The following is a 26,756-nucleotide window of genomic DNA, read 5'->3' on the forward strand; positions in this document are numbered from 1 at the left end:
TGAACCCAGAGGAGCCCCCGACACGTGCACGACGCCGTTCCCAATCCGGCCCGAGACCGGCTGCAGGCCTGCTTCAACGCCCAGAAGCGCGCCTGGACGGAGCAGGGGGGGCTGCCGTCGGAGCGGCGCGACGAGGCGCTCGGCGCGCTTGCCGAGGCGCTCGTGCGCCACGCGGACGACTTCGCGAAGGCCATTGCGGCCGATTTCGGGCATCGCTCGCCGCACGAGACGAAGCTCGCCGATCTCTATCCGGTGATCGCGAGCCTTCGTCATGCGCGCAAGAACTTCCGCCGATGGATGAAGCCGCGGCGCCGCCCGATCCAGTGGATGTTCCAGCCCGGCACCGGGCGCATCCTCCACCAGCCGCTCGGCGTCGTGGGCATCGTGAGCCCGTGGAACTACCCGGTCCAGCTCGCCCTCTCGCCGCTTGCTGGAGCGCTGGCGGCAGGCAACCGGGTGATGATCAAACCCTCCGAGATGACGCCGCGCACATCCGCGCTCATGGAGGATGTGATCGCGGAGGTCTTCGACCCGGCGGAAGTGGTCGTGGTGCAGGGCGGGCCAGACGTGGCGCGGGCTTTCACGCTTCTTCCGTTCGATCACCTGCTCTTCACCGGCTCGACCCAGGTCGGGCGCGAGGTCATGCAGGCGGCAGCCGGCAATCTCGTGCCGGTAACGCTCGAGCTGGGCGGAAAATCGCCCTCGCTGATCGCGCCGGATTATCCTGTCGGGAAAGCAGCGGAACGCATCGCCGTCGGCAAGCTGTTCAATGCGGGCCAGACCTGCATCGCGCCCGACTACGTGCTCGTTGCGCGCGACAAGGAAGAAGCCTTCGTGGCTGCCTATCGGGATGCGGTCTCCAGGTTGTATCCGACTCTTGCCGGCAATCCCGATTACACCGCGATCATCAGCGAGCGGCATCATGCGCGCCTCCGCCACCTCGTCGCCGATGCGCGGGAGCGCGGCGCACATGTGCACGAGATCAATCCGGGCGGAGAGGCGCTGGATGAGGCGCATCGCAAGCTCGCGCCCGTGGTGCTGACGGATGTGCCGGAACACGCGCAGGTCATGCAGGAAGAGATCTTCGGCCCCATCCTGCCGATCGTCGCGTATGATGATGTCGACAAAGCCTGCCGCTTCATCAATTCGCGCCCGCACCCTCTGGCGCTCTATCTGTTCAGCCATGACAGGACGCTCACGGAGCGCGTTCTGGCGGGCACGCGTTCCGGCGGCGTCGCGATCAACGACACGCTGCTGCATTGCGTACAGGAGGAACTGCCCTTCGGGGGCGTCGGACCGAGCGGCATGGGAGCGTATCACGGCGAGGCGGGCTTCCGCACCTTCAGCCATGCCCGGTCGGTGTTCCGGCAGGCGCGCTTCAACGGGGCCGGCATGACGAAGGCGCCCTATGGCGGCCGCATGAACCGCCTGCTGTCTATGCTGCTGCGCTAGCCGGCTGGGCCAGCGGCACGGAAATGTCGTAGGCGACCCCGCTCTCGGCGAAGTTCAGCACCATGTTGCCCCCGAGCTCGCCCTCGATGCTGCGGCGGATGAGGCGCGAGCCGAAGCCCTGGCGCTTGGGCGGCGCGACCGGCGGCCCGCCGGTTTCGGTCCAGTGAATGCGAAGCTGCTTCAGACGATCCTCGTTCTCGATGACCGACCACGCCACTTCGAGGTGGCCGGCACTGGTCGAGAGCGCGCCGTATTTGGCGGCGTTCGTCACCAGTTCGTGCAGGACGAGGCCGAGATTGATGGCGTAGCGGGCCGGCAGCTTCACGTCCGGGCCTTCCAGCACGACACGCTCGTCGCCGGCCTTGCGGTAGGGGGCCAGCTCCTGTTCCGCCACATCGCGCAGTTCCGCCTCGCGCCATGATTTCCGGGTCAGCAGATTGTGCGTCTTCGACAGGGCCAGCAGGCGGCCCTCGAAGGCTTCCCTGAACTGCGCCGGCGATTCCGTCGTCCTCAGGGTCTGGGACGCGATGGACTGCACGGTGGCCAGGGTGTTCTTCACCCGATGGTTCAGCTCGTCGAGGAAAAAGCGCTGTTGCTCCTCCGCGTGCTTCTGCTCCGTGATGTCGTGCAGGATGCCCACGAAGTAAACGGGGTTCTTCCGGGTGTCGAGAAAGACGCGGCCCTTGGAGTTGATCCAGCGGATATCACCGTTGGATCTCCGGATGCGGTACTCGTCCTCGTAGTCGCCCCGAGTCCTGACTGCGGTTCGCCATTTCTCGATCACGCGATCCACATCCTCAGGATGAAGGATGTCGAGCCAGTCCTTCGGGTTCATGGCCGACATGGCTTCGGGAAGTCCGATCATGGAGGCCGCTTGCGGCGACCAGCCGCCGGCATTCTTCTCGGGATCGAACCACCAAGTCCCCATGTGGCCTGCTTCGAGGGCCAGACGCGCCCGTTCCTCGCTCACCTGAAGGGCCTGCTGGCGCTCGGCCACATCATCCATGAGGTCGTTGAAGGCCTTGGCCAGGATGCTGAACTCGCCGGATTTTCGCGGCAGATGAATCCGCGCTCCGTAATCTCCTCGCCGCCAGGCCTGAATGCCGCCCGTCACGGTCTCGAAAGGCTTGGTGATGAAGGCGCGGCTGAGCAGGGCCGACAGGGACAATGCCAGAATGAGCGCCGCCGTGATCAGCATGAACCCGCGTCCGGCGGCCTGATTGATGCCGGCGAAAGCGGCTTTCGACGACAATCCGACATTGACGTAGATGTCCCTGGGGGGCAGCTGCAGCGGTACGTGTGCGAGGACGCGCCTCATCCCATCGGGAAGCGAGCTTTGAGCGGTCCTGGCTTCTCCGGCCCTGGCCTGGACCAAGAATTCCTGCGGCAGCAGCCTGCCGAGGAACCGTTCGGGCTGGGGCTCCTGCACGAGAACGATGCCGTTCCGGTCGGCGACGGTGAGCGAGCCGTTCTCCGGCACGGTGCGCTCCTTCAGCTTCTGGCTGAGCCATCTCAGGTCGAGGGCCGCAGCCAGCACCCCGACCACGTCGCCCCTGTCGTTCCAGATCGGCAGGGCGAGGGGCAGCACCGGATGCGGCTCCAGCCCGCCTTCCTCGAAGGCCCGAGTATACTCGCCGACGACAAAACCCTTTTGGCCCAGGGCGTTGTGGAAATAGGGCCTGTCCGCGTAGTAGTGCTTGGTATCGATGGTGCCTGTCGGCCGGCAGCGGATGTGCCCGCTGATGTCCATGGCCACGAAGGACAGGATGTAGGGCACCTTCTCCTGAATGGCCTTCAGATAGGGGCTGCAGACGGCCGTGTCGAAGCTGCGGATGGATCGGGTCTCGTCGATGGCGAGGAGCAGGCCCTGGACGCCGTCGAAGATCCTCTCGATTTCCGCGCCGACCAGCTGAGCCTGCCGGATCGCGAGGTCGTTCACCTCCGCTTCCCGGGCGCGGCGAAGGGACACCTCGGTATAAGTCCAGATGACGATCGCCGGCAGAACCGAGATCAACGCCAGAAGGAGCAGACGCCTCGTCAGTGTCATTCAAACGCTCAGCTTATCCTCAGCAGGGGAGCACAAAGATCGAAGACCGTCCACCCTTCTAGCGCATCGGCGGAAAAGTGGATCCGGTTTTCCGGCGATGCGCTGTCTTAGAGATAGAGCATCGGATGGATCCCAAAACTGTAGGTCCACTTTTGGGATCCATCCGATGCTCTAACACTCCGGGTGCGTCTTGCATCTGCGACCAAGAGGTGTCAGGGGAGCAGGAATGGCGCTTCCTCCTCTTTTGACTCTCCAGGATATTGCTCTCACCTTCGGCGGCACGCCCTTGATCGAGGGCGCGGAACTGTCCGTCGCCGCGGGCGAGCGGGCCTGCCTCGTCGGCCGCAACGGCTCGGGCAAGTCCACCCTGCTGAAAATCGCCGCAGGGCAGATCGAGGCCGATCGCGGCAAGCGTTTCGTCCAGCCGGGCGCGACCGTCCGCTATCTCGCTCAGGAGCCGGACCTGTCGGCCTATCCCACCACGCTCGCCTATGTGGAGGCGGGTCTCGGGCCGGGCGACGAGCTCTACCGGGCGCGTTATCTGCTGGAGCAGCTGGGGTTGACCGGCGAGGAGAGGACCACCGATCTGTCCGGGGGAGAGGCCCGCCGTGCGGCCCTGGCTCATGTGCTGGCGCCGGAGCCGGACATCCTGCTCCTCGACGAGCCGACGAACCACCTGGACCTGCCCGTCATCGAATGGCTTGAAGGCGAGCTGAAGAGCCTGCGTTCGGCCCTCGTGCTGATCAGCCACGACCGCCGCTTCCTGGAGAGCCTCTCCCAGGCGACCGTCTGGCTCGACCGCGGCCGCACCCGGCGCATGGAGCGGGGCTTCGCCCATTTCGAGGAATGGCGCGATCAGGTGCTGGAGCAGGAGGAGGCCGAGCACCACAAGCTCGGGCGCAAGCTCGTGGCCGAGGCCGACTGGCTGCGCTACGGCGTCACTGCCCGGCGCAAGCGCAACGTGCGCCGCCTCGGGAATCTCCACGCCATGCGCCAGCAGTACCGGCAGCGCCAGGGCGCGGTCGGCACGGTGACCATGAGCCTGGCCGAGGCCGAGCAGTCCGGCACCCTCGTGGTCGAGGCCGAAGGCATCTCGAAGGCCTACGACCGGCCCATCGTCACCAACCTCTCCTTACGCGTTCTGCGCGGGGACCGGCTCGGCATCATCGGCCCGAACGGCGCCGGCAAGACCACCCTCATCAACATGCTCACCGGCGTTCTGGCGGCCGACGAGGGGAGGGTGCGCCTCGGTGCCAACCTTCAGATGGTCACCCTCGACCAGCGCCGGGCGAGCCTCGACCCCGACGCCACGGTGGCCGAGACCCTCACGGGCGGGCGCGGCGACACCGTCACCATCGGCGGCCAGACCAAGCACGTCATCGGCTACATGAAGGACTTCCTGTTCGCGCCCGAACAGGCCCGCACTCCCGTGGGCGTGCTCTCCGGCGGCGAGCGCAATCGCCTCATGCTGGCCCGCGCCCTGGCGCAGCCATCGAACCTGCTGGTGCTCGACGAGCCCACCAACGATCTCGACTTGGAAACCCTCGACCTCCTGGAGGAGATGATCCAGGACTATTCCGGCACTGTGATCCTGGTGAGCCACGACCGCGACTTCATCGACCGCACGGTGAGCTCCGTCCTGTTGTCGGAAGGCGAGGGGCGCTGGCTCGAATACGCGGGCGGCTACACGGACATGGTGGCCCAGCGCGGGCGCGGCGTTCAGGCGCGCGTCGTCGAAAAGGAAGCCAAGCCGAAGAGCGCAGACAAGGCTGCTCCCTCGGCTCCGGCGCAGAACAGGCGCAAGCTCTCCTTCAACGAGCAGCACGACCTCAAGACGCTCCCCAAGCGCATGGCAGAGCTGGAGGCCAAGATCGCCAAGGTGCAGGAGATCCTCGCCGACGCGGATCTCTATTCCCGCGACCCGGCCCGGTTCCAGAAGGCCATGGACGCACTTACCCAACTGCAGTCGGAGCTGCACGCCGCTGAGGAGCGCTGGCTTGAGCTGGAGATGCTGCGGGAGGAGCTGGAGGGGTAGAAGGTCGAAGGCTCATCTCCCCAATCGATTGCGGAGAATCCACGCACGACACTAAACTGACATCACCCGCTCGCTAGAAGCGGGATCGTCACCGAAGGAGGAATGCGATGGACTGCCTATCGAAACGGAGCCTGACCACGATTCTGACGATGCTCTGCCTCGGGGCTGCGCCCTGGGCTGTCATGGCCGCGGAGCCCGACCGGAGCGTTCTCGCCGACCGCGTGACGAAGCTCTCTCGCGGCACGCAGTGGAAGCCTGTCTCTGCGGTTCCGATCAACTTCCTGACCCATCACCCGCAGGGCATGGTGAAGATCGGCGACACGCTGTTCGTGTCCTCGGTCGAGATCCAGCAGCCGACCAAGCGGTTCCCGCAGCCGGTCGACGGATATGACCGGGATACCGGTGCCGGCATCGGGCATTTGTTCAAGCTCGACATGAAGGGCAACCTCATTGCCGACATCACCCTCGGCGAAGGCACGATCTATCATCCGGGCGGGATCGACTACGACGGGAAGTACATCTGGGTTCCCGTGGCGGAGTACCGGCCCAACAGCCGCTCCATCGTCTACCGGGTCGATCCGGAGACCATGAAGGCGGAGGAGATGTTCCGCTTTGCCGACCACATCGGCGGCGTGGTGCACAACACCGATGATAAGGCCCTGCACGGGGTGAGCTGGGGTTCGCGCCGCTTCTACCGCTGGTCTCTCGACTCCGACGGAAAGCCTGCCAATCCGAGCGAGGCTCCCGAGAAGCTGAGAACCCTGAACACGTCCCATTATCTCGATTATCAGGACTGCAAATATGTCGGCAAAAGCCGCATGCTGTGCTCCGGCGTGACCGAGATGCGGGTCACGCCCGACGCGTCGCCGTTTCGCCTCGGCGGGCTGGATCTCGTCAATCTCACCGACGGCCGCCCGATCTTCCAAACGCCGGTGCTGCTCTGGTCCGCGTCAGGAATGGACATGACCCACAATCCGGTCTGGATGGAGGCGAGCGATGCGGGAATCCGCGGCTACTTCATGCCTGAGGACGACAAGTCCACGCTGTACATCTACGAGGCCGAGTTAAAGTAGATCCGCGCACGAAAGCGGGCAGCCGCTAGCTGCCCGCTTCCAAGGTGAACCCGGCCTTCAGCATGACCTGGTAGTGATGCACCTCGCCGTTCTCGATGTGCCCGCGGGTCTGGATGACCTCGAACCAGCGCAGGTTTCTCAAGGTCTCGTTGGCCCGCCGGATCGCGTTCTGGATAGCGTCCTCGATGCTGGTCTCCGACGAGCCGACGAGTTCGACGATCTTGTAGACGTGGTCGCTCATGAGGCGCTCCATGTGTCGTGGGGAGAGACGAGGCTCCATGGGATCGTCACGGAGCCCCGTCGGTTGGATCAGGCTCCCGGTGCGGTGGCAACCGTCTGGCGGACGGCGCCGATCTGCGCGTCGAGATGGGTGACCAGATCTGTCGGAAGATCCATCAGCGCAACCAGGCGGTCGAGATAAGCCTTCTCTTCCGGCGTATCCGCATCGCCGATGGCCACCCGCGAGGCCACATAGAGCTCGGCGGCCTGCTCCTTCGTCTTGGGGAGGCGGGCGATGGCGGCGGCATCGGCGGGCTTGGCCATGAGGTCGAGCAGGAAGCCCTTCTCCGCGTTGCCGAGGCCGAGCTGCTGGATCTGCTCCTGGATCCGGGCACTTTCCTCGCCGTCCAGGTGCCCGTCGGATTTCGCCGCCGAGATCATGGCCTGCACGAGGGCGAGGCCCATCTCATGGCCGTTCTTGTCCTTCTCCTCCTCGAGATGGAAGCCGCTGCCGGCCGGCGGCTGCGCGGGCACGGTTCCAGCCCGACTGGCGCCCGGCGCCTGGTTGGCCTGCCAGTCCTGATAGGCCTTGAAGGCCACGCTCGCGAGCACCGCGAGGCCGCCGGCCTTCATCAGCGAGCCGCCGGCGGAGCGTCCGCCGCGGGAGCCCAGGATCAGGGACAGAAGGCTTCCCGCCGCAAGGCCGCCCATCCCGCCCGGGATCTGGGAGCCGAAGCCGCCGGACCCGCCGAGCATGCCGCCAAGCCCGCCCTGCTGGTGCGGCCGTCGGCCGCCAAGCGAGCCCTGACTGCGCATCAGGCCATCGATGATGCTGCCGAGATTCATGGTCAATTCTCCCTGTGCTGAGGATGTGCATCAGGAAAAGACAGGGCAATTCCAAGAGTTCCGCACGGCAGCGTTCACCGATTGGTTAGGAATTCAGGCTGCGCGGCCGGAACTTGGAGCCGTGTTCCTTAGTTGGAGAGCCGTCAGCTCGGCCTTTTGGACCGGGCGCAGGAAGGGAACTCCCGCGATGAACCTCAAGATAGCTCTTGTCGCCGGTGCCATGGCACTCGGCGTTGCCGGCTGCATGACGCCCATGGCGTCGGCTCCGCCCCCGATGGCCGTCACCAGCGCGGCGGTGTTCGTTCCGACGGCGGTTTCGTCCAACCTTCTCGAGATCGAGTCGAGCCGTATGGCCCTGCAGCGCGCGCGGAATCCCGAGGTCCGCCGCTTCGCCCGGCAGATGATCCGCGACCACAACCTCGCGACCCGCCGGATGGCAGCGGTTGTGCGCAGCTCAGGCCTGCCGGTGCCGCCTCCCGCGATGATCCCGCGTCATCAGCAGATGGTGGCCTCGCTCCAGACGGCTTCCGATTTCGACTCGGCCTATATGGGCGTTCAGGTCATGGCCCATCAGGAATCCGTGGCCCTGTTCTCGTCCTATGCCTCGAACGGCGACGTTCCGCCGCTCGCGGCCTTTGCCCGCCAGACCCTGCCGAACCTTCAGATGCATCTGGAGCATGCGCAGAGCATCGGCGGGGCCCGCACCATGTAAAACTGCATTGCCTGCAAGACGACAAAGGCCGCCGGGACATCCGGCGGCCTTTGTCGTTCGAAGCGAGCTGAACGTGATCCAGGCCCAGCATCACACCTCTTTGCGGTAAGCCTGGACTTCCTGCTCGATGGCTCCGAAGATCGAGTGGCCCGCCCTGTCCTTCATCTCGATGCGGATCGTGTCGCCGAAGCGCATGAACGGCGTCCTGGCCTCGCCATGCAGGATCGTCTCCACCGTGCGCAGCTCCGCCAGGCAGGAATAGCCCTGACCGCCTTCCTCGATGGGCTTGCCCGGTCCGCCGCCCTCGTCCTTGTTGGAGACGGTGCCCGAACCGATGATGGTACCGGCACCGAGCGGCCGGGTCTTGGCTGCGTGGGCGATCAGGGTCGGGAAGTCGAAGGTCATGTCGATGCCGGCATTGGGCCGGCCGAAGGGCTTGCCGTTGAGGGTGGAGAGCAGGGGCAGGTGCAGCTTGCCGCCGTTCCAGGCGTCGCCCAGCTCGTTGGGCGTGACCGCCACCGGCGACAGGGTGGAGGAGGGCTTGGCCTGGAAGAAGCCGAAGCCCTTGGCGAGCTCGCCCGGGATCAGGTTGCGCAAGCTCACGTCGTTGACGAGAACCACCAGCCTGATGGCCGCTGCAGCCTCCTCGCGGGTGGCGCCCGCGCGCACGTCGCCGGTGATCACCGCGACCTCCGCCTCGAAGTCGATGCCATGGGCTTCGTCGGCGGCCGGGATCGGGTCCCTCGGCCCCAGGAAGGAATCGGAGCCGCCCTGGTACATGAGCGGGTCGGTCCAGAAGGAGGCGGGCATCTCCGCGCCGCGGGCTTTGCGCACCAGCTCCACGTGGTTCACGTAGGCCGAGCCGTCGGCCCATTGGTAGGCGCGGGGCAGGGGCGAAGCGCAGTCGTGCTCGTGAAAGCGGAAGGCCGGAACCGAGCCGTGCTCCAGCTGCTCGGCGAGGTCACGCAGGCGAGGCTCGACTTTTTCCCAATCGTCCAGGGCTTGCTGGAGCGTCGGAACAATGAAAAATGCATCCGTCGCGCGAGTCAGGTCCTTCGAGACGACGACGAGGCGGCCATCACGGCCTTGATTCAGGGAGGAGAGCTTCATTGCCACCGACCGGGTTGTTATGGTCCACTCAACTTGCAACGAAATGCTTTCCGGGGAAACGCCAATGACGACGATGAAGAGAAGAAACTTTCTGAAAGGCGCCGGGCTCGCTGCGGCAGCCGGCACGGTGGCGGCTCCTGCGATCGCCCAAAGCATGCCGGAGGTTCGCTGGCGCCTGACCTCGAGTTTCCCGAAGTCCCTCGACACCATCTTCGGCACGGCCCAGACATTCGCCAAGTACATGGCGGACGCGACCGACAACAAGTTCCAGATCCAGGTTTTCGCGCCGGGCGAGATCGTCGGCGGGCTTCAGGCCATGGACGCGGTGCAGAACGGTTCCGTGGAATGCGCCCATACCCCGACATATTACTGGGTCGGCAAGGAGCCGGCGCTGGGCATGGGCACGGGCCTGCCCTTCAGCCTCAATGCGCGCCAGCTCCATTCCTGGTGGCACTTCGCCGGCGGCAAGGAGATCATCAACGAAATCCTGGCGAAGTATAACTGCACCTCCCTGGTCTGCGGCAATTCCGGCACGCAGATGGGCGGTTTCTTCCGCAAGGAGATCAACACCGTCGAGGATTTGAACGGCCTGAAGTTCCGCATCGGCGGCCTCGGCGGCATGGTGCTGGCCAAACTCGGCGTGGTGCCGCAGCAGATCGCGCCCGGCGAAGTCTACCCGGCCCTGGAGCGCGGCACCCTCGACGCAGCCGAGTTCGTCGGCCCCTATGACGACGAGAAGCTCGGCTTCCTGAAAGTGGCGAAGTACTACTATGCCCCGGGCTGGTGGGAGGGCGGCGCCATGCTGCATCTCGTGGTCAACCAGCAGAAGTTCAATGAACTGCCCAAGCACTATCAGGCCATCATGTCCAACGCCTGCGAGGCGGCGAACAACTGGATGCTGGCCAAATACGATGCGGTGAACGGCCAGGCGCTGCGCCGCATGGTCGGCGCCGGCGCTGAGCTGCGCACCTTCTCCCCGGCCATCATGGAAGCCTCGCTCAAGGCGGCCAACGAGCTCTATGGGGAGCTGTCCGCCAAGGATGCGAACTTCAAGAAGGTCTACGATTCGATGGTGGCCTACCGCACCGACGTCCTGCCCTGGTGGCAGCTCAACGAATACGCCTTCGACACCTTCATGATCCGCACCCGCGGTCGGGTGTAACCGTGAGGTGCCGTCAGGCGAGGCTCGCTTCCTGCCTGACGGCCATACTCTTCAGCCTTGCCTCTGTCGTTGCGGTTCTCCCGTCTCGAATCGCAGCGGCTCAGGATCTCGCCATTCCCGAGGTGGCTTATCCAAGCCTGCCGCGGCAGGCCGAGACGGCCGAAGGCTTCGTCCCGCCGGGATGGATCCTTGATGCGCAAGCCTCCGGCGATCTCAATCGGGACGGCAATGCCGATCTGATCCTGGTTCTGCGCCAGAACGACCCTGTTAACGTCATCGAGGATTTCGACGGGCTCGGCGAGAAGCCGTTCGACACCAATCCGCGGATTCTGGCCGTCGCCTTCCGGGTCGCAGGCAAGTTCAGTCTGCAACTCGAGAACCATACCCTCATCCCCCGCCGCACCGAACCGGCCGCCGATGATCCCTTCGACAGAGAGACCGGGATTGCCATCCTGCGGGACGGGTTCCAGGTGCGCCTGAACTGGTTCATGAGCGCGGGCGGATGGGAGACTTCCAGCACGACCTATACGTTTCGGCACCAATCCGGCCGCTTCGAGCTGATCGGCTATGACCGAAATACAACTCACCGGGGGAGCGGCGACACGAGCTCTCTCAGCATCAACTACCTGACCCGTAAAGCGAAAAAGACCACGGGCAATATCAGCCGAGACTCCCATGGGGTCCGCTGGCACACACTTCGTAAGAGATCTTCTCTGACGCTCGAGAGCATCGGCGACGGGCTGAGCTTCGAGCCCGACCTTTGATCCGATCAGGGATGACTTGACGTTTCGTCATGCAAATCTAGTTGCTCGTGCAACGAATCCTGATATTGGTTGCGGCAGCAACGAACGGTAGGGCGATGGCAAGCGGATCTGCAGCGAGGAAGCCGGCATCGGAGCCCCTGGTGGTTCTGGAGGAGTTTCTGCCTTACCGGCTCAACGTGCTGGCCGGGCTCACGTCAAGCGCTCTGGCCCAGATCTATGCCGAGCGGTTCGGTCTCTCGATCCCAGCATGGCGGGTGATCGTGACTCTCGGGCAATATGAATGCCGAACGGCCAGGGACATGGCGCCCGACGGCGTCATGCACAAATCGACCGTCTCCCGGGCTGTTGCGGCACTGGAGAAGCGCGGTCTGGTCAGGCGCCGCCCGAATCTGGACGATCGGCGTGAGGAATGGCTCGCCCTGACGCCGGAAGGGCGGGCGATCTACGAGGCGGTGGCCCCTGAAGCCCTTGCTGTGGGCGAGCGTCTGCTGTCGGTGCTGACTCCCCAGGAGCAGAGAACGCTCTCCGGCTTGATCGACAAGCTCACCCGGCAGGCGCGGTTGCTGGCGCCGCAGGCAAGTGGGGAGGACGAGGCGTGAGGCTCTACACGTATTTCCGTTCGTCCGCGGCCTACCGGGTGAGGATCGCCCTCCATCTCAAGGGCGCATCTTATGAAGCCGTGTCCGTGAACCTGCTGAAGGGGGAGCAGCGCGAGGCGGATTATCAGGCCGTCAATCCTCAGAGGCGGGTGCCCTCCCTCGACATCGGCGGGACGACGCTCATCCAGTCACCCGCCATTCTCGAATATCTCGACGAGATCTATCCCGAGCCGCCGCTGCTTCCGATGGGTGCGGTCAACCGAGCCAAGGTCCGGGCCATCGCCAGCCTGATCGCGTGCGATATCCACCCGCTCAACAATTCCGGAACGCTGGCCTATCTCAAGAAGCGTCTCGGGCACGATCAGGCCGCCGCGGACGAGTGGTACGCCCACTGGGTTCGTGAGGGTTTCGAGACCATCGAAACCCTGCTCGGGCCGGGACCCTATGCTTTCGGGTCCAAGGTGACGCTGGCCGATGTCTATCTCGTGCCGCAGGTCTTCAACGCCCGACGCTTCAACGTCCCGCTCGAGGCCTATCCGAAAATCGTCGCCGTGGATGCGGCCTGCGCCGAGCTCAAGGCCTTCCAGGATGCCGCGCCGGACAACCAGCCCGACGCTGCCTGACGAAGAATTGCATCCGCCGAATGGCGGATGCGTTGGTTTCACACGCAAACGCCTCCCTCAGGGGAGGCATGACAGGAGGAAGACCATGGGACCGTTCCCGCACGATGCGCCCCCGGCGGAGATTTCCGAAGAGAACCCGATGGGGACCGATGGCTTCGAGTTCGTGGAATTCTGTCATCCCGATCCGGCGGCCCTCGACCGTCTCTTCAGGACCATGGGCTTCAGCGTGGTTGCCAGGCACCGTTCGAAGAACGTGCTGCTCTATCGCCAAGGCGACATCAACTTCATCGTCAATGCGCAGCCCGGCTCCTTCGCCGAGCGGTTTGCGACTCAGCACGGCCCGTCGGCTCCGGCCATGGCCTTCCGTGTCGCCGATGCGAAATACGCCTACGAGCGCGCGCTCTCCATGGGGGCAAAGCCCGTGCAGACCCAGGTCGGCCCCAATGAACTCGAGATCCCTGCGATCGAAGGCATCGGCGGCCTGCAGATCTATTTCGTTGATCGCTATGGCGCGAAGGGATCGATCTACGATGTCGATTTCGAATGGCTCGGCGAAACGGATTCGAAGCCGAGGGGCGTCGGTCTCCATTACATCGATCACCTGACCCATAACGTCTATCGCGGGCGGCTCAATGAATGGGCGGGCTTCTATGAGCGCCTCTTCAACTTCCGCCAGATCCGCTACTTCGACATCGCGGGCAAGCTGACGGGCCTTCACTCCCGCGCCATGACGAGCCCGGACGGTAAGATCCGCATCCCGATCAACGAGGACGCGGGCGAGACCGGGCAGATCGAAGAGTATCTACAGGAATACAAGGGCGAGGGCATCCAGCACGTGGCCCTGGGCTCTCACGACCTCTACGAAAGCATCGAATCGCTCATAGTCGCAGGTCTCGAGTTCATGCCGGCGCCGAACGAGATCTACTATTCGCGCATCGACAAGCGCCTTCCCAAGCACGAGGAGCCTCTCGAGCGGCTCAGGAAGAACGGCATCCTCATCGACGGGGAGGGCGTGGTCGAGGGCGGTTTCACGAAGGTGCTGCTCCAGCGCTTCGGCAAGACGGCCATCGGGCCGATCTTCTTCGAGTACATCCAGCGCAAGGGCGATGACGGATTCGGCGAGGGCAACTTCAAGGCGCTCTTTGAATCGATCGAGGAGGATCAGATTCGCCGGGGAGTGATCGGTCCGAAGGTGGCCTGAGGCCGTTCACAACAACGATTCGAGAAGAGGCCGGACCTGCTCCGGCCTCTTTTCTTTCGGAATTGGGACGGAGCTGTGGCCGCCGGTGCGACGCTGTTATTCACAGGGGCAGCCCCACGGGAGAGCGGCCGAAAGGGGCTTGCCTGAATGATCACGCGACTTTGAGAGGCTGCCAAAAGCCTTTTTTCTTAAGGATTTATGAAGAACCGGGCCGAAGTCTTAACCAAAAGTAAAGAAGTCCGGCGGGAACGTTGCGTTTGTGCAACATGCCCCTGAAAAGCCCCCTCTGCCGCCCGTTTTGCGCCTTCATTTGGTTGCTTGCGGGGCAGTGATGGATAATGTGGCTCCAGCGACGGGGGCACCCCAGTCGTGATCCTGGTGGGTTCGACCGAGAAGGCGAGCCGCCGGGTACTAGGGGAAAAGGGACGTGTTTAGGGCTTCGATGAAGTCACCGAGGCACAAAAACCCGGCCCCCCAGGGTCTCGAAACTTTGGAGGTTTAACCATGAAGCTCGCTAAGAGCCTCTTCCTCGGATCGGTCGCGGGTCTCGCGGCTGTTGCCGGAGCTCAAGCTGCCGATCTTCCCGTCCGGAAGGCCGCTGCTGTTGAATACGTTCGCGTCTGCTCCACCTACGGCGCAGGCTTCTTCTACATCCCCGGCACTGAAACCTGCCTGCGCGTCTCCGGCCGCGTCCGCGCTGAGTATCAGTACCTCGAGCCGCTGTCCCGCGCCAGCAACGCCATCGGCTTCCGCGCTCGTGGCCGTGTCGCTCTCGACGCCCGCACGGCAACGGCTTACGGCCTCCTGCGCGCCTACATCCGCATGGAGATGGACCGCAACACCGGCGTCTACTTCTCTGGTGCGGGTACGGGCGCTGGCACTTCTTCGAACCTCGCTCAGGCCTACATCCAGTTCGGTGGCCTGACCGCCGGTCGTACGACCTCGTTCTTCGCCAATGGCGATCTCCCGAACGAGAACATCACCACGCTCCGCTTCTACGACTATCCGGACGTGAACCTGCTCGCCTACACCTTCTCCTTCGGCAATGGCTTCTCGGCCACTCTGTCGCTCGAAGACGGCCAGAGCACCATTGTCAGCAACGACATCGGCTTCGGTCAGGGCGGTCAGCGTTATCCCGACCTCGTCGGTAACGTGAAGTACGCTGGCACCTGGGGTTCGGTGCAGGTCTCCGGTGCTCTGCACCAGGCTCGCAGCGCTTTCGCTGACTTCGACAGCGAGCTCGGCTGGGCCATCGGCACGCAGATCGGCTTCAACCTGCCGGCTCTCGGTGCAGGCGATGCCCTCTGGTTCTCTGCCGCCTACGCTCAGGGTGCTCTCGGCTACCTCGGCTTCACTGGCGCCACGACTGGCGTGAGCGATGCGTCCGCCCCGACCGTCGACGCCTATATCGGCGCTGACGGCGGCGTCGAGACGTCAAGCGGCTGGCAGGTCGCCGGTGGTCTGCGTCACTACTGGACGCCCACCATCCGCTCGGCCGTCCATGGTTCGTACGCCAGCGTTGAGTACGACGACGCTCCGATCGGCCTGGCTGACTTCACCGAGTGGCGCGTTGGCGTCAACACCTTCTGGACCCCGGTTGCTGGTCTGAACATCGGTGTTGAAGCTCTCTACGCGAACCTCGATGTCGATGGCGTCGTAGCCGGCGTCGACGACGACCGCTGGGAAGCTCGTCTGCGCATCCAGCGCGACTTCTAATCGGCTCGTCTGATCGGACAGGAAAACCCCGGTGGCAACACCGGGGTTTTTCTTTTGGCCGTTGCCGAAGCTCTGGCAAACGACTGCCGTATCGTTAGGGGTTAGGCGTAAGAATCCGTGCGAGATGGGCCGTGCGCGTCCCCGCTTCAGGCGGAGCCTTCCACCGACAGGATGAATTGATCGATCACCTGCGTGAGATCGCCATCGAGGGCAGGGGCATGTCCCTGCCCCGGAACCGTGATCGCCCTGAGCCGTGGATGCCTTTCCTGCATGGCCCGCAACGTTTCGTCCGACAGCAGGTCCGAATGCTCGCCACGGATGGCGAGAACGGGGAACGGCTTCAATCCCTCGAAGAGCGGCCACAGATCAGGCAGCGGAGCCTCCGGATCGGCAGCCTCGAGCGTCTTCATCAGGTTCGGGTCGTAGTTGAGGATAAGCTGGCCGTCGCTCTCCCGCCATGTGACCCGTGCCAAGGCCTGCCACTGCTCATTCGAGAACGCGGGAAACTCGGCTCCTGACATTTGTCGAAGGATCTGCACGGCTTCCTTCATGGTGCGCGGCTCCGGCAACTTTCCGACATAGCCTCGGATCCGCATGAGTCCTCGGGCTTCGAGCACAGGACCGATATCGTTGAGAACCGCACCGGCGATCAATGTTGGGCGAATGGCGCTCATGGCCATGGTGATCAACCCGCCCCGGGACGTGCCGACGAAGAATGCCTTCTCGATGCCGGCTGCCGTCAGCACTTGCAGAACATCGTTCAGCTCGATCTTGACGTCGTAATTGCGCCAATCCCGATCCCAGTCGGAACGGCCGCGGCCGCGATAGTCCAGGGACAGAACGCGGCGGGGACGCGACGAATCGCGGCTCAGAGCCACAGCGAGCGCGTGAAAATCCTCCGATGATCGCGTGAGGCCTGAGAGGCATACGACCGGCAAGACTCCAGGCCTGCCTGGGGCGTAGTCTCGAGCATAGAGGCGCAGTCCGTCGGCTGCGGATGCGAACAGATCCCGGTAGGTGTCGCTCATCTCAATCCATTGTCATGGGCATCGATGAGCCGCATCTTGCATGACTAGTTGGTGCTTGTCGCGTCCGCAGTTGCCGGAGCCGCCGGCGCGGCTTTCTCGTTCAGGCGCTGCCGGTAGACCCTCAGGTTTTCAAGAACGCGCTGCACGTAATTGCGGGTCTCGTAGAAGGGGATGCGCTCGACCCAGTCGACCTCATCCACCTCGGGCTTGCGGGGATCGCCGTAGGACCGGACCCATTTGATCACGTTGCCGCCGCCCGCATTGTAGGACGCGAAGGCAAGGATATGGGAGCCTTTCCAATCCTCCATCAGTTCGCCGAGATGGGCGGAGCCGATCTTTGCGTTGTAGGACGGATCCTCGATCAGGCGCTTCAGGTCGAACCCGACGCCGAAGCGCTGGGCGGTTCTCTTGGCGGTGGCCGGCATGAGCTGCATGAGGCCGCGGGCCCCGGCGCTGGAGATGGCGCGGGGATTGAAGGCGCTTTCCTGGCGGGCGATGGCATAGACCATGGCCGGCTCCACCTCATCACCAACCGGCTGGAAGTCCGGAATGGCGGCCAGGGGATAGGCGTGCTGGTCGAGCGGGAATCCCCTCTGCAGGGCGATCTTGCCGATGGCGAGAACCGCCCGGGGGTTCTGCTGCGATGTGGCGAGGCCTGCCAGAGCATCGAGCTGGCCAGGATCGCTCATGGTCTGAGCCAGGTCGGAATACAGCCCCATAGCCAGATCCTGCTCGCCGATCTGCTGCAGCAACTGCAAGGCCTGCACCGGAACGAGGGCGTTGAAAGCCTTGCGCTCATCCTCCGTGAGAGGATCGACTTTCCTCAAGGCGATGGTTCGACCGAGCTTCTCCTGGGCCAGCTGCCCGTAATAGGTCGTGGGGTTGTCTGCGGCGCGCTCATAGGACAGGCGGGCGTTCTGAGCCTCGCCGGCCGCCTCCGCCGCTCGACCCTGCCAGTAGGCGACGCGCGAGAGGGAGATGGGTGTCGAGGCCGTCTTGGCGACGGCAGCGAAGTGCTGGGACGCCTTCGACGGATCGTTCAGGAAGCGCAGGGCGATCCAGCCCGCATGGAACTCTGCCTCGATCTGCTGCACCGGGGATTCGGCCGCATGGTGGCTTGCCACCTCATAGGCCGTCTTGGCATCGCCCTTGTCGAGAAGCTCGCGGGTGATCAGGCGCTGCTCGACCCACCACTCGTCGCCATCGACCCGGAGCTCCGGGTCGCGCGGCGCCTGCATGATGATGCCGGCGGCCTCGATCAGGTTGTTGCTGCGGCGCTGGAGCAGGGCACGGGAGAACAGATAGGACGGGTCGCTGCGCAGCGAGGTCGGAACGGCAGCGAAAGCCTTCTGGGCTTTCTTCTTGCCCTGGAACACGGCCATGCGCGCCTTGACGAGGAGTTCGTAATCCTTGCCAGCATGACCTGCAGCCCGCTGGGCTCCGCCCCAGTTTTCCTTGAGGAGAAGCCGCTCCATGCGGAAGCGGTGATCGGCCTGGGTGAGCACGCCGGGGAACTGGTCGAGGATGCGGCGCTCCAGATCGGGGCCGAACGTGTCCTCCCGCCACACATGGCGGATCTTTTCATGAGCCTCCTGATCGAGGCCGTCCGCCTTCAGGGCGAAGGCAAGCGCAATCCGTCCACCCACCGTGACGGGGGCTTGATCGGCGAAGAAGAAGCGAACCTGAGGCGGCGACCGGCGGTCGGACAGCAAGGTGTCCTCGCTTCTGCGCCGGATCTGGTTCGTCAGGGGCCAGTCCGGATATTCCTTCCGGAAGGCCATGATCCGGTCGAAGGTGATGGGGGTGCCGCTGCGGATCGCGAACCACTCCCCGAGGGCACGGGCGGCGGGCTGCGTGAGCTTGGTCCTGAGGATCTCGGCCTCGGTCAGATCGTTGTCCCGATAGGCCTTGAAGATCCCGGCCAGATGATCCAGGTCTCCCGGCACCGGATTGGCCGGAACGAAGGATTCCAGGGTGCTGGTCTGAGGTGCCTCGATTTTCGAAGGGGGCGTTTCGGTGGCATGAACCGCGAGGGTGGAGAGTTGGACAAGCGCGACCGATGTCACAAGACGTATGAGAAGACGCATGTTGAGGCTCACCCGCTAACCCCTTTGCTGTCGCCCGTATCCCATAGTGACGACGTTTCTCTTGAGGAAACACTATGAGCCGAGCTAGGACAACTCCCCGAAGGAACGTTTGCGCCCATGCGCCGCACCCCCTATGTGTTAAACCCTTGTGGCCTTTAGGACCCGGCGCATTTTACCCGAGGAAGATTCATGACCCAATTCAAAGGCTCCATCACGGCCCTGGTGACTCCGTTCAAGGATGGCGCCGTGGATGAGGCGGCGTTCCGGTCCTTCATCAATTGGCAGATTCAGGAAGGCACCAGCGGCCTCGTTCCCGTGGGAACGACCGGTGAGAGCCCGACACTGAGCCACAAGGAGCATGACCGGGTTGTCGAGATCTGCGTCGAGGAGGCCAAGGGTCGGGTGCCGGTGATCGCCGGCGCCGGCTCCAACAGCACGGGGGAGGCGGTGGCCTTCGCCAAGCATGCGGAGAAGGTGGGCGCCGATGCGGTGCTCATCGTCACGCCCTATTACAACAAGCCCACGCAGGAAGGGCTCTACCAGCACTTCAAGGCGATCAACGACGCCATCGGCATTCCGATCTTCATCTACAACATCCCCGGCCGCTCCGTGATCGACATGTCCGTGGAGACCATGGCGCGGCTCTACGAGCTGAAGAACATCGCCGGCGTGAAGGACGCCACCGCCAACATGGCGCGCGTCAGCCTCCAGAGGCAGATGCTGGGACCCGATTTCATCCAGCTCTCCGGCGAGGATGCCACGGCTCTCGGCTTCATGGCCCATGGCGGGCATGGCTGCATTTCGGTCACCTCCAACGTGGCGCCCCGCCTCTGCGCCGAAATGCAGAATGCCTGCCTCAGCGGCGATTACGCCTCGGCCCTGAAGGTGCAGGACCGGCTCATGCCCCTGCATACGAACCTGTTCATCGAGACCAATCCGACGCCGGTGAAATACGCCGCGTCGCTGCTCGGCCTCATGGAAGCCGATGTGCGCCTGCCGCTGGTGCCGGCCTCCGACAACGCGAAGCAGGCCGTTCGCTCGGCCATGGTCCATGCGGGCCTGATCAACGCTTAAAAACAGAGCTCATGGCAAAAGACCCGAAGAGTCCCAACCGCGTCGTCGCCGACAACAGGAAGGCGCGGTACAATTATGAGATCATCGATACCTATGAGGCAGGGATCGCGCTCACCGGCACGGAGGTGAAATCCCTGCGCCAGGGAAAGGCGACCATCGGCGAGGCCCATGCCGGGCCCTCGGGGGAGGAGTTCTATCTCTTCAACGCCTATATTCCCGAATACCTGCAGGCCAACCGCTTCAACCACGAAACCAAGCGCCCCCGGCGCCTGCTGCTGCACAAGCACCAGATCGACAAGCTGATCGGCGCCACGCAGCGGGAGGGGTTCACGGTGATTCCGCTCAAGATCTATTTCAACGAGCGCGGAAGGGCGAAGGTGGAGCTGGGCCTCGGCCGAGGCAAGAAGCTGCACGACAAGCGCGAGACGGAGAAGGAGCGCTCCTGGAACCGGGAGAAGGCCCGCCTCATGCGCGACAAGGGCTGACGCAACGGCATCGTGCGCTAGATTTCCCTGGACTCGTTCAGGAGGAAAGACATGGCGTCCGTGGCTCTTGTGTCGGTTCTCGGGCCCGATCGGGTCGGGCTGGTTGCGGCCATTGCCGAGCACCTGTTCGACATCGGCGTGAACCTGCGGGACACGACCTTTGCGTCCCTCGGCTCCGGGGCCGAGTTCGTGGCCTTGTGCGAGCTCCCGCCGGGGGTGACGGCGGGCGAGGTAGAGGCCGGTCTCAGGCAGCTTGCGGAACTCGACGGCGCCGAGATCCGGGCGGTGCCCTATGCTTTCGACCCGAGCCCAGGCCCTGCCGGAAGCGTCACTCATCGCATCGCCATCAGCGGCGGCGATCAGCTCGGGCTGGTCGCCCGCCTCGCCGAGGTGTTCAGGCAATACGAGGCCAATATCGTGCGCCTTGAGGCTCGCAAGCTGCCGGACGCTGAGGGCGGGCTTTACGTGACGCGCTTCGCGGTTTCGATCCCGCCTGAGCGGACCGATCCGTGCCTGGCCACCGTGAGCAACACCGCCGGCGCCCTGGGATTGAGCTGCCGGGTGGAAGAGAGTTCGCTCTGATCCGATAAGACAATGGCTGTACCCGGCTTGGTCCGGGGACGGCCATGATGCAGTTAAGACCGATCCTGTCAGATATCGAGTTCGTCGTCCTGCGGCTGGCGGATGCCGTAGCGGCTCTCGAGGGCGCCATTGCGCGGCTGCGGCCGCTGGCGATCCCCGTTCTCGCTCAAGGGACGTTGCGGCCGATCCGAGGGATCGCGGCCGATTCGGGACGCGAGTTGCGAGAGGTCGAGGAACTCGTCCGCCTGCCGGCGCAATTCGTCGGCGACCATTGGCGGCTGCGTGGTGACGGTGGACACCACCGAGACCCGCACGCCCCGCCGCTGCATCGCCTCGACGAGGGAGCGGAAGTCGCCGTCGCCGGAGAACAAGACCATGTGATCGATAAAGGGCGAGAGCTCCAGCGCATCGATGGCGAGCTCGATGTCCATGTTGCCCTTGACCTTGCGGCGGCCGGCGGAGTCGACGAACTCCTTGGTCGGCTTCGTCACCACCCGGTAGCCGTTATAATCGAGCCAGTCGATCAGCGGACGAATGGAAGAATATTCCTGATCCTCAACAAGGGCCGTGTAGTAAAATGCCCGCACAAGCGAGCCGCGGCTCTGGAATTCCTTCAGGAGGCGCTTGTAATCGATATCGAAGCCCAGAGTTTTCGTGGTAGCGTAAAGGTTGGCGCCATCAATGAAGAGAGCGATCCGCTGCTGGCCTGACATAAGTATTCTCTATCCGTGTCTGCCGGAGCGGCCTAACAACCTTCATTATTCAAGCAACATCTATTATTTACGCAGGCAATATAACTGCGCGAAAAATGTATGACGTGCCCCAGAACAGGCTGTTATTAACCCTTCGGTCCAGTAATCCTGACAATGGAAAATACTTAATGGCGTGTAAATTCCAAGAGTCAAGTTGTCGGAACCAAGGCAGTCAAGCCATTCTGTGACAAATGAACAGCTATTTTGATTTCAGGCTTCGGCTGCCCGGTTTGATGGCTGGAAGTGCCGCCAGTTCGGGCGGCAGCTGGTCCGGCGCATAGGCCGGAATGTCGAGCTGAACCAGGGACACGAGCGGCACGCCGAGATCGGCTTTGCCGCCGGAGCGGTCGATGAGGCAGGCGGCACCGAGGATCGTTCCGGGATGCTCACGCAGGGCCGTCAGGCATTCCCGAGAGGAAAGTCCAGTCGTCACGATGTCTTCCACCATGACGACGCGCGCGCCCTCCGGAATCGTGAAGCCGCGGCGTAGGACGAACTCCCCGCTTTCCCGCTCGACGAAGATGGCTTTGGCGCCGAGATGCCGCGCGGTCTCATAGCCGGGCACGATGCCGCCGACGGCCGGAGAGACCACGTAATCCACGGACCCGAAAGCGTCCATGATCTTCTGCGCCAGCGCCCGGCAGACCCGCTCGGTCCGCGCCGGATCCTGAAACACGAACATCTTCTGCAGGAAGACCGGGCTGTGCAGCCCCGACGAGAGAATGAAGTGCCCCTCCAGCAACGCGCCTGCGGAGCGGAATTCATCGAGAACGTCGTTCGGGGTCATGGGAGCGTCTCCTGCTAGAGCGCTTTTGGCAGGGGTCGGGGCGGGAGGCAAGATCATACAGAAGGACAATCCTTCTCCGTAAGCCTGCTCGGGTTATGGATCCCTGAGGTCAGCCCATTCGATCTTCCGAAACCTCTGCCAACCACCGCGGCAATTCCCCGAGCGTTGGCAACTCCGCGAACCGGGGATGCTCCGTCGGAAGCGGTGCGTCCTCGTGGGCCCAGACCAAGTGGAACGGTATGAGCGCCGCATAGCTGCCGGCTTCGAGCGCCGGCAGCACGTCCGAGCGCACGGAGTTGCCGGCCATGGCGGCGTGCTCCGGACCCGCGCCGTGGCGCGAGAAGATGCGGGTGTAGGTCTCGGCCTTCTTCTCGCTGACGATCTCGACCCCCGAGAAGAAGCCGCCGAGGCCGGAGCCGGCGAGCTTCGATTCCTGATGGAAGAGATCGCCTTTGGTGATCAGCACGAGCTTGTACTCCGCCGAGAGCGCTTCGAGCGCTTCCCGAACGCCGGGGAGGGGCTCCACGGGATGGTTCATCAACTCGCGTCCGATAGTGAGGATCTCGCTGAGGGCTTGGCTCGACACCTTCCCGTCGCTCACCTGGATGGCGGTTTCCATCATGGAGAGCGTGAAGCCTTTCGCTCCATAGCCGTAGAGGCCGAGATTGCGCTTCTCCGTCGCCTCGATCGAGGCTTCGAGCGTCCCCGCATCCACGAAGTCGGAGAGGAGTTCGTTGAAGCGCTGGCGCGTCATTTGGTAGAACGTCTCGTTGTGCCAGAGGGTATCGTCGGCATCGAGACCGAGAACGCTGATGGGCATTCGGGATTCCTGTATCAGCCCTGCCGGCGATCGTATGCAGCCTGCACGAAGGCGCTGAACAGCCTGTTGCCGGGATTGTCTTGAGTCGCAAAGGCCTCCGGATGCCACTGGACGCCGATGGCAAAACGCCTGGACGGGATCTCGATGGCTTCGATCACGCCATCATCTGCTCTGGCCGCGACGACAGCCTGATCGGAGGCTGCAACAACCGCCTCCTGATGGCGGCTGTTCACGTCGAGCCGCGTCGTTCCCAGGATGCGCGAAAGCATCGTGCCCGGTACGATCTCGACCGGGTGCATGGCGGTCCGCTCATCATGAGTGAGAATGTGCGGGCCGGCTTTGCGCACCTCATGCACCATGCGTCCGCCATGCAGACAGGCGAGCATCTGCATCCCGTTGCAGATGCCGAGCACCGGCTTGTCGCGTTCGAGAAATCCCCGCATGAGCGCCTGCTCGACCTCGAGCCGCTCCGATGACGGGTAGCGCGATTCGTCTCCGGGAACGTACCAGTCACGGGGAAACCGGATGCGCCCGCCGACGCTCACGAAGCCGTCGAATTCCTCCACGACCGGCGCGACCATCTCGGGAATGTAGGGAATGCCGAAGGGCAGGCCGCCGGCGCGCTGGACGGCGACGAAATACGCCTTCGTCGTATCGTAGCGGGTGCCGTCGCCGCTGGTGTTCTCGTCCATGATGACGGCGATGCGAGGATTATGAGACATGGAATTCTACCCGGTTACACGATCGACGCGACTCACCACGCGCTTGGCGCGAAGCTCCGCGATGATAGCATTGAGGTGCTTCAGGTCCCAGACCGTCAGGTCGATGGTCATGTCGGTGAAGTCCTGGGTGCGCCGCTTCATGGACACGTTGTCGATGTTGCCGTCATGATCGGCGATCACCTGCGTGATCTGGGCCAGCGATCCCGGCTCGTTGATCGATTGCAGCTTGATGCGCGCCGGGAAACGCTGGGTCGAGTCTGCCTCAAGGTCCCACCGCACGTCGATCCAGCGGTCCGGCTCGTTGTCGTATGCCGCCAGGGACGGAGACTGGATCGGGTAGATCGTCACGCCTTCGCCAGGCGTCATGATGCCGACGATGCGGTCTCCCGGCACGGCGCCGCCGTCCGGCGCGAAGCGGATCGGCATATCCGTGTTGAGGCCGCGGATCGGAATGCCGCTCGAATGCTCGCCGGCGCTCTTCTTGGCCACGCCGTCGGGCTGTCCGCCGCCCCTGCCGTCGCTGCCGGCGCGCCGTTCCTCGAAATAATCGGGATAGACCGCCCGCACCACGTCGCCGGAGAACATCTCGCCGCGGCCCACTGCCGCCAGGACATCCTCGACGGAGACGCGGGCCAGCCGGGGCAGGGCGCCTTTCAGCTTCTCGTCCGAGAAGGTGCGGCCGGCGCGCTCGAAGGCGCGCTCCAGGATCTGATGGCCGAGGCCGGTATATTGCCGGCGCACGGCAGCACGGGTCGCGCGGCGGATCGAGGCGCGCGCCTTGCCGGTGACCACGAGGGACTCCCAGGCGGCGGGAGGCGTCTGGCCCTCGGCCCGGACGATCTCCACCTCGTCGCCGTTCTGCAACTCGGTCAACAGGGGCGACATGCGGCCGTTGATCTTGCAGCCCACCGCCGTGTTGCCGACATCGGTGTGCACCGCATAGGCGAAATCGATGGGCGTCGCGCCGCGGGGCAGGGCGATGAGGCGGCCTTTGGGCGTGAAGCAGAAGACCTGATCGTGGAAGAGTTCGAGCTTCGTGTGCTCGAGAAACTCCTCCGGATTGTCGCCTTCCGCCAGGAGGTCGATGGTGCGCCTGAGCCATTGATAAGCCCGGCTTTCCGTGGCCAGGCGCGAATCGTTGTTCACGCCTTCCTTGTAGAGGGCATGCGCGGCGATACCGAATTCCGCCACCTCGTCCATGTCCTCGGTGCGGATCTGAAGCTCGACGCGCTGGCTGCCCGGCCCGATCACCGTCGTGTGGATGGAGCGGTAGTCGTTCTGCTTCGGGGTCGAGATGTAGTCCTTGTACCGGCCCGGCACCATGGGCCAGCTGGTATGCACGATGCCGAGCGCCCTGTAGCACTCGTCGATGGTCTTCACGATGATGCGGAACGCGAAGATGTCCGAGAGCTGCTCGAAGGAGACGGATTTCCGCTCCATCTTGCGCCAGATGGAATAGGGCCGCTTCTGGCGTCCCGAGACGATCGCCTCGATCCCCTGGGCGCGCAGCTTGGTGGTCAGGGTCCGCTCGATCTCCTCGACCAGCTTCTCGCTCTTGGCCGAGAGTTCGCCCAGGTGGCGCCGGATGGCCTCGTAGGCCTCCGGGTCCAGGTTCTGGAAGGACAGCTCCTCCAGCTCCTCGCGCATCTCCTGGATACCCATGCGGCCGGCGAGCGGCGCATAGATGTCGAGGGTCTCTTCGGCGATGCGCTTGCGCTTCTCCGCCGGCATGAACTGCAGGGTGCGCATGTTGTGCAGCCGGTCGGCGAGCTTGACCAGGAGAACGCGCACGTCGTCCGCGATTGCGAGCAGCAGCTTGCGGAAGTTCTCGCCCTGAGCGGCCCGCTTCGAGACGAGGTCGAGGCGCTTGATCTTGGTGAGGCCGTCGACGAGGGAGCCGATCTGGGGGCCGAAGGTCTTGTTGATCTCCTCGAGGGTCGCCTGGGTGTCTTCCACCGTATCGTGAAGGACCGCCGCCGCGATGGTCGCGTCGTCGAGCTTGAGGTCGGTCAAAATGGCCGCCACCTCGAGAGGGTGGCCGAAGAACAGATCGCCGGATGCCCGCTTCTGGGTGCCATGAGCCATCATGGCGTACACGTAAGCGCGGTTGAGAAGCGCCTCGTCGGCCGAGGGGTTGTAGCGCTTGACCCGCTCGACGAGTTCATACTGGCGCATCATACGGCCGACATCTCCTTTGGGCCCGGTCGATCTGGCTTAAAATCAGGAAGGCATTGAAGATATTGTACAACGTCTATCGACCGCAAGCTGAATACCTTGCCGCATGGCAGGCATGCCGGGCAGTGGTCAAGGCGTTCAACAAAAAAGCCCGGCAAGGGGCCGGGCTTTTCGAAACAAGGTTTGAGCGCGCTTACTCTCGGTCGTCGTCGTCCGCGCTGCTGCTCGGGGGCACGAGGCCCTCCAAGCCGCGCAGCAGGTCTTCCTCGCTCATGCGGTCGAACTGCACGTCCGCGTCGTTGTCGCTGCTGCCTGTGGTAGGGGCCGCGGCGGTGTTGCTGAGCATCGGAACGGCTTCCGCCTCAGGCTCGTCCACCTCGACGTATTTCTGCATGGAGTGGATCAGCTGCTCCTTCAGGTCGTCCGGAGCGATGGTCTCGTCGGCGATCTCACGGAGGGCCACGACCGGATTCTTGTCGCGGTCGCGGTCGATGGTGAGGGGCGAGCCCGACGAGATTAGGCGGGCCCGGTGGCTGGCCAGCAGCACGAGCTCAAACCGGTTGTCGACCTTGTCGATGCAGTCTTCGACGGTCACGCGAGCCATGCGGGGCTCCTTCTTCAGGTTCAAGGAATATCGGAAGAGGGACCGGATACACCGGTTGTCTCAAGAAAACAAGAGGATGCG

At 64.0% G+C, this 26,756-nt stretch carries 25 protein-coding genes; 13 read left to right on the plus strand and 12 right to left on the minus strand.

What is annotated here, in order from left to right; all coding sequences use genetic code 11:
* The first annotated feature begins 24 nt into the window (after positions 1-24).
* Positions 25-1,452 carry a coniferyl aldehyde dehydrogenase gene (locus AC0QTX_RS08725; protein ID WP_474603443.1) on the plus strand — a complete coding sequence of 476 codons (1,428 nt, stop codon included), beginning with the start codon at positions 25-27 and terminating at the stop codon, positions 1,450-1,452.
* Here AC0QTX_RS08725 and AC0QTX_RS08730 read toward each other — a convergent pair.
* Complete coding sequence (locus tag AC0QTX_RS08730; RefSeq protein WP_474603444.1) at positions 1,436-3,499, minus strand: sensor histidine kinase; 2,064 nt, start codon at positions 3,497-3,499, stop codon at positions 1,436-1,438. The genes AC0QTX_RS08725 and AC0QTX_RS08730 overlap by 17 nt on opposite strands.
* A gap of 226 nt (positions 3,500-3,725) precedes the next feature.
* On the opposite strand from AC0QTX_RS08730, the gene AC0QTX_RS08735 reads away from it, so the two are divergent.
* Together AC0QTX_RS08735 and AC0QTX_RS08740 are read left to right on the plus strand one after the other, a co-directional pair.
* Positions 3,726-5,534: an ABC-F family ATP-binding cassette domain-containing protein gene (locus AC0QTX_RS08735; RefSeq protein ID WP_474603445.1), complete on the plus strand. Its 1,809-nt coding sequence runs from the start codon at positions 3,726-3,728 to the stop codon at positions 5,532-5,534.
* Positions 5,535-5,641: 107 nt separating this feature from the next.
* Positions 5,642-6,607 carry a DUF6454 family protein gene (locus tag AC0QTX_RS08740; protein WP_474603446.1) on the plus strand — a complete coding sequence of 322 codons (966 nt, stop codon included), beginning with the start codon at positions 5,642-5,644 and terminating at the stop codon, positions 6,605-6,607.
* A gap of 25 nt (positions 6,608-6,632) precedes the next feature.
* Here the strand turns inward: AC0QTX_RS08740 and AC0QTX_RS08745 are convergent, their stop codons facing one another.
* Both AC0QTX_RS08745 and AC0QTX_RS08750 read right to left on the minus strand, forming a co-directional pair.
* Positions 6,633-6,848: a dodecin gene (locus AC0QTX_RS08745; RefSeq protein WP_474603447.1), complete on the minus strand. Its 216-nt coding sequence runs from the start codon at positions 6,846-6,848 to the stop codon at positions 6,633-6,635.
* A gap of 68 nt (positions 6,849-6,916) precedes the next feature.
* The gene (locus tag AC0QTX_RS08750; protein WP_474603448.1) at positions 6,917-7,672 is read right to left on the minus strand and encodes a tellurite resistance TerB family protein; all 756 of its coding nucleotides are present in this window, start codon (positions 7,670-7,672) and stop codon (positions 6,917-6,919) included.
* 187 nt (positions 7,673-7,859) lie between these two features.
* On the opposite strand from AC0QTX_RS08750, the gene AC0QTX_RS08755 reads away from it, so the two are divergent.
* Entirely contained in the window at positions 7,860-8,384 is a 525-nt protein-coding gene (locus AC0QTX_RS08755; protein WP_474603449.1) for a DUF4142 domain-containing protein, read from the plus strand.
* A gap of 90 nt (positions 8,385-8,474) precedes the next feature.
* On the opposite strand, the gene AC0QTX_RS08760 is transcribed toward AC0QTX_RS08755, so the two are convergent.
* A complete protein-coding gene (locus tag AC0QTX_RS08760; RefSeq protein WP_474603450.1) occupies positions 8,475-9,494 on the minus strand; it encodes a fumarylacetoacetate hydrolase family protein in 1,020 nt (339 codons plus the stop codon).
* Between the two features lie 73 nt (positions 9,495-9,567).
* Between AC0QTX_RS08760 and AC0QTX_RS08765 the strand changes: the two genes are divergently transcribed.
* The 6 genes from AC0QTX_RS08765 to AC0QTX_RS08790 all read left to right on the plus strand — a co-directional run bounded on the left by AC0QTX_RS08765 (position 9,568) and on the right by AC0QTX_RS08790 (position 15,559).
* The gene (locus tag AC0QTX_RS08765; RefSeq protein WP_474603560.1) at positions 9,568-10,656 is read left to right on the plus strand and encodes a TRAP transporter substrate-binding protein; all 1,089 of its coding nucleotides are present in this window, start codon (positions 9,568-9,570) and stop codon (positions 10,654-10,656) included.
* Between the two features lie 2 nt (positions 10,657-10,658).
* Positions 10,659-11,420 (plus strand): hypothetical protein, encoded by a 762-nt coding sequence (locus tag AC0QTX_RS08770; protein ID WP_474603451.1) that lies wholly within the window; start codon positions 10,659-10,661, stop codon positions 11,418-11,420.
* A gap of 140 nt (positions 11,421-11,560) precedes the next feature.
* The gene (locus AC0QTX_RS08775; protein ID WP_474603452.1) at positions 11,561-12,019 is read left to right on the plus strand and encodes a MarR family winged helix-turn-helix transcriptional regulator; all 459 of its coding nucleotides are present in this window, start codon (positions 11,561-11,563) and stop codon (positions 12,017-12,019) included.
* Positions 12,016-12,642, plus strand: a complete 627-nt coding sequence (gene maiA / locus AC0QTX_RS08780; protein ID WP_474603453.1) for a maleylacetoacetate isomerase — start codon at positions 12,016-12,018, stop codon at positions 12,640-12,642. The genes AC0QTX_RS08775 and maiA overlap by 4 nt, the downstream gene beginning before the upstream one ends.
* 85 nt (positions 12,643-12,727) lie before the next feature.
* Positions 12,728-13,843, plus strand: a complete 1,116-nt coding sequence (gene hppD / locus AC0QTX_RS08785; protein ID WP_474603454.1) for a 4-hydroxyphenylpyruvate dioxygenase — start codon at positions 12,728-12,730, stop codon at positions 13,841-13,843.
* A 504-nt stretch (positions 13,844-14,347) separates the two neighbouring features.
* The gene (locus AC0QTX_RS08790) at positions 14,348-15,559 is read left to right on the plus strand and encodes a porin (RefSeq protein ID WP_474603455.1); all 1,212 of its coding nucleotides are present in this window, start codon (positions 14,348-14,350) and stop codon (positions 15,557-15,559) included.
* A 146-nt stretch (positions 15,560-15,705) separates the two neighbouring features.
* Here AC0QTX_RS08790 and AC0QTX_RS08795 read toward each other — a convergent pair whose 3' ends face one another.
* Both AC0QTX_RS08795 and AC0QTX_RS08800 read right to left on the minus strand, forming a co-directional pair.
* Positions 15,706-16,587 (minus strand): alpha/beta fold hydrolase, encoded by an 882-nt coding sequence (locus AC0QTX_RS08795; protein ID WP_474603456.1) that lies wholly within the window; start codon positions 16,585-16,587, stop codon positions 15,706-15,708.
* A gap of 44 nt (positions 16,588-16,631) precedes the next feature.
* Positions 16,632-18,674: a lytic transglycosylase domain-containing protein gene (locus AC0QTX_RS08800; RefSeq protein WP_474603457.1), complete on the minus strand. Its 2,043-nt coding sequence runs from the start codon at positions 18,672-18,674 to the stop codon at positions 16,632-16,634.
* A gap of 189 nt (positions 18,675-18,863) precedes the next feature.
* Here AC0QTX_RS08800 and dapA point away from each other — a divergent pair, with 189 nt between their 5' ends.
* Genes dapA through AC0QTX_RS08815 form a run of 3 tightly spaced genes read left to right on the plus strand, consistent with a single transcriptional unit; the run spans position 18,864 to position 20,815 of the window.
* Positions 18,864-19,748 (plus strand): 4-hydroxy-tetrahydrodipicolinate synthase, encoded by an 885-nt coding sequence (gene dapA, locus AC0QTX_RS08805; protein ID WP_474603458.1) that lies wholly within the window; start codon positions 18,864-18,866, stop codon positions 19,746-19,748.
* 11 nt (positions 19,749-19,759) lie between these two features.
* Positions 19,760-20,233 carry an SsrA-binding protein SmpB gene (smpB, locus tag AC0QTX_RS08810; RefSeq protein WP_474603459.1) on the plus strand — a complete coding sequence of 158 codons (474 nt, stop codon included), beginning with the start codon at positions 19,760-19,762 and terminating at the stop codon, positions 20,231-20,233.
* Positions 20,234-20,284: 51 nt separating this feature from the next.
* Positions 20,285-20,815, plus strand: coding sequence for a glycine cleavage system transcriptional repressor (locus AC0QTX_RS08815; RefSeq protein ID WP_474603460.1), 531 nt, complete (start codon positions 20,285-20,287; stop codon positions 20,813-20,815).
* A 68-nt stretch (positions 20,816-20,883) separates the two neighbouring features.
* On the opposite strand, the gene AC0QTX_RS08820 is transcribed toward AC0QTX_RS08815, so the two are convergent.
* The 6 genes from AC0QTX_RS08820 to rpoZ all read right to left on the minus strand — a co-directional run bounded on the left by AC0QTX_RS08820 (position 20,884) and on the right by rpoZ (position 26,675).
* Positions 20,884-21,528, minus strand: coding sequence for a LabA-like NYN domain-containing protein (locus AC0QTX_RS08820; RefSeq protein WP_474603461.1), 645 nt, complete (start codon positions 21,526-21,528; stop codon positions 20,884-20,886).
* A gap of 238 nt (positions 21,529-21,766) precedes the next feature.
* Entirely contained in the window at positions 21,767-22,354 is a 588-nt protein-coding gene (gene pyrE / locus AC0QTX_RS08825) for an orotate phosphoribosyltransferase (RefSeq protein WP_474603462.1), read from the minus strand.
* A gap of 109 nt (positions 22,355-22,463) precedes the next feature.
* The gene (locus AC0QTX_RS08830) at positions 22,464-23,174 is read right to left on the minus strand and encodes an HAD family hydrolase (RefSeq protein WP_474603463.1); all 711 of its coding nucleotides are present in this window, start codon (positions 23,172-23,174) and stop codon (positions 22,464-22,466) included.
* A 14-nt stretch (positions 23,175-23,188) separates the two neighbouring features.
* Positions 23,189-23,896 carry a gamma-glutamyl-gamma-aminobutyrate hydrolase family protein gene (locus tag AC0QTX_RS08835; protein WP_474603464.1) on the minus strand — a complete coding sequence of 236 codons (708 nt, stop codon included), beginning with the start codon at positions 23,894-23,896 and terminating at the stop codon, positions 23,189-23,191.
* A gap of 6 nt (positions 23,897-23,902) precedes the next feature.
* The gene (locus AC0QTX_RS08840; protein ID WP_474603465.1) at positions 23,903-26,074 is read right to left on the minus strand and encodes a RelA/SpoT family protein; all 2,172 of its coding nucleotides are present in this window, start codon (positions 26,072-26,074) and stop codon (positions 23,903-23,905) included.
* Between the two features lie 190 nt (positions 26,075-26,264).
* On the minus strand, positions 26,265-26,675 hold the full coding sequence (gene rpoZ, locus AC0QTX_RS08845) for a DNA-directed RNA polymerase subunit omega (RefSeq protein WP_474603466.1): 411 nt from the start codon (positions 26,673-26,675) through the stop codon (positions 26,265-26,267).
* Positions 26,676-26,756: the final 81 nt, after the last annotated feature.

Source organism: Microvirga sp. jy35, assembly GCF_056148915.1.

What these genes read in the sequence shown, in the direction of transcription:
- AC0QTX_RS08755 (WP_474603449.1), top strand. Translation starts at nt 7,860, where the DNA reads ATGAACCTCAAGATAGCTCTTGTCGCCGGTGCCATGGCACTCGGCGTT.
- AC0QTX_RS08840 (WP_474603465.1), bottom strand. Translation starts at nt 26,074, where the DNA reads ATGATGCGCCAGTATGAACTCGTCGAGCGGGTCAAGCGCTACAACCCC.
- hppD (WP_474603454.1), top strand. Translation starts at nt 12,728, where the DNA reads ATGGGACCGTTCCCGCACGATGCGCCCCCGGCGGAGATTTCCGAAGAG.
- rpoZ (WP_474603466.1), bottom strand. Translation starts at nt 26,675, where the DNA reads ATGGCTCGCGTGACCGTCGAAGACTGCATCGACAAGGTCGACAACCGG.
- AC0QTX_RS08790 (WP_474603455.1), top strand. Translation starts at nt 14,348, where the DNA reads ATGAAGCTCGCTAAGAGCCTCTTCCTCGGATCGGTCGCGGGTCTCGCG.
- AC0QTX_RS08800 (WP_474603457.1), bottom strand. Translation starts at nt 18,674, where the DNA reads ATGCGTCTTCTCATACGTCTTGTGACATCGGTCGCGCTTGTCCAACTC.
- AC0QTX_RS08760 (WP_474603450.1), bottom strand. Translation starts at nt 9,494, where the DNA reads ATGAAGCTCTCCTCCCTGAATCAAGGCCGTGATGGCCGCCTCGTCGTC.
- smpB (WP_474603459.1), top strand. Translation starts at nt 19,760, where the DNA reads ATGGCAAAAGACCCGAAGAGTCCCAACCGCGTCGTCGCCGACAACAGG.
- AC0QTX_RS08740 (WP_474603446.1), top strand. Translation starts at nt 5,642, where the DNA reads ATGGACTGCCTATCGAAACGGAGCCTGACCACGATTCTGACGATGCTC.
- AC0QTX_RS08735 (WP_474603445.1), top strand. Translation starts at nt 3,726, where the DNA reads ATGGCGCTTCCTCCTCTTTTGACTCTCCAGGATATTGCTCTCACCTTC.
- dapA (WP_474603458.1), top strand. Translation starts at nt 18,864, where the DNA reads ATGACCCAATTCAAAGGCTCCATCACGGCCCTGGTGACTCCGTTCAAG.
- AC0QTX_RS08820 (WP_474603461.1), bottom strand. Translation starts at nt 21,528, where the DNA reads ATGTCAGGCCAGCAGCGGATCGCTCTCTTCATTGATGGCGCCAACCTT.
- AC0QTX_RS08830 (WP_474603463.1), bottom strand. Translation starts at nt 23,174, where the DNA reads ATGCCCATCAGCGTTCTCGGTCTCGATGCCGACGATACCCTCTGGCAC.
- AC0QTX_RS08815 (WP_474603460.1), top strand. Translation starts at nt 20,285, where the DNA reads ATGGCGTCCGTGGCTCTTGTGTCGGTTCTCGGGCCCGATCGGGTCGGG.
- pyrE (WP_474603462.1), bottom strand. Translation starts at nt 22,354, where the DNA reads ATGACCCCGAACGACGTTCTCGATGAATTCCGCTCCGCAGGCGCGTTG.
- AC0QTX_RS08835 (WP_474603464.1), bottom strand. Translation starts at nt 23,896, where the DNA reads ATGTCTCATAATCCTCGCATCGCCGTCATCATGGACGAGAACACCAGC.
- AC0QTX_RS08745 (WP_474603447.1), bottom strand. Translation starts at nt 6,848, where the DNA reads ATGAGCGACCACGTCTACAAGATCGTCGAACTCGTCGGCTCGTCGGAG.
- AC0QTX_RS08795 (WP_474603456.1), bottom strand. Translation starts at nt 16,587, where the DNA reads ATGAGCGACACCTACCGGGATCTGTTCGCATCCGCAGCCGACGGACTG.
- AC0QTX_RS08730 (WP_474603444.1), bottom strand. Translation starts at nt 3,499, where the DNA reads ATGACACTGACGAGGCGTCTGCTCCTTCTGGCGTTGATCTCGGTTCTG.
- AC0QTX_RS08750 (WP_474603448.1), bottom strand. Translation starts at nt 7,672, where the DNA reads ATGAATCTCGGCAGCATCATCGATGGCCTGATGCGCAGTCAGGGCTCG.
- AC0QTX_RS08765 (WP_474603560.1), top strand. Translation starts at nt 9,568, where the DNA reads ATGAAGAGAAGAAACTTTCTGAAAGGCGCCGGGCTCGCTGCGGCAGCC.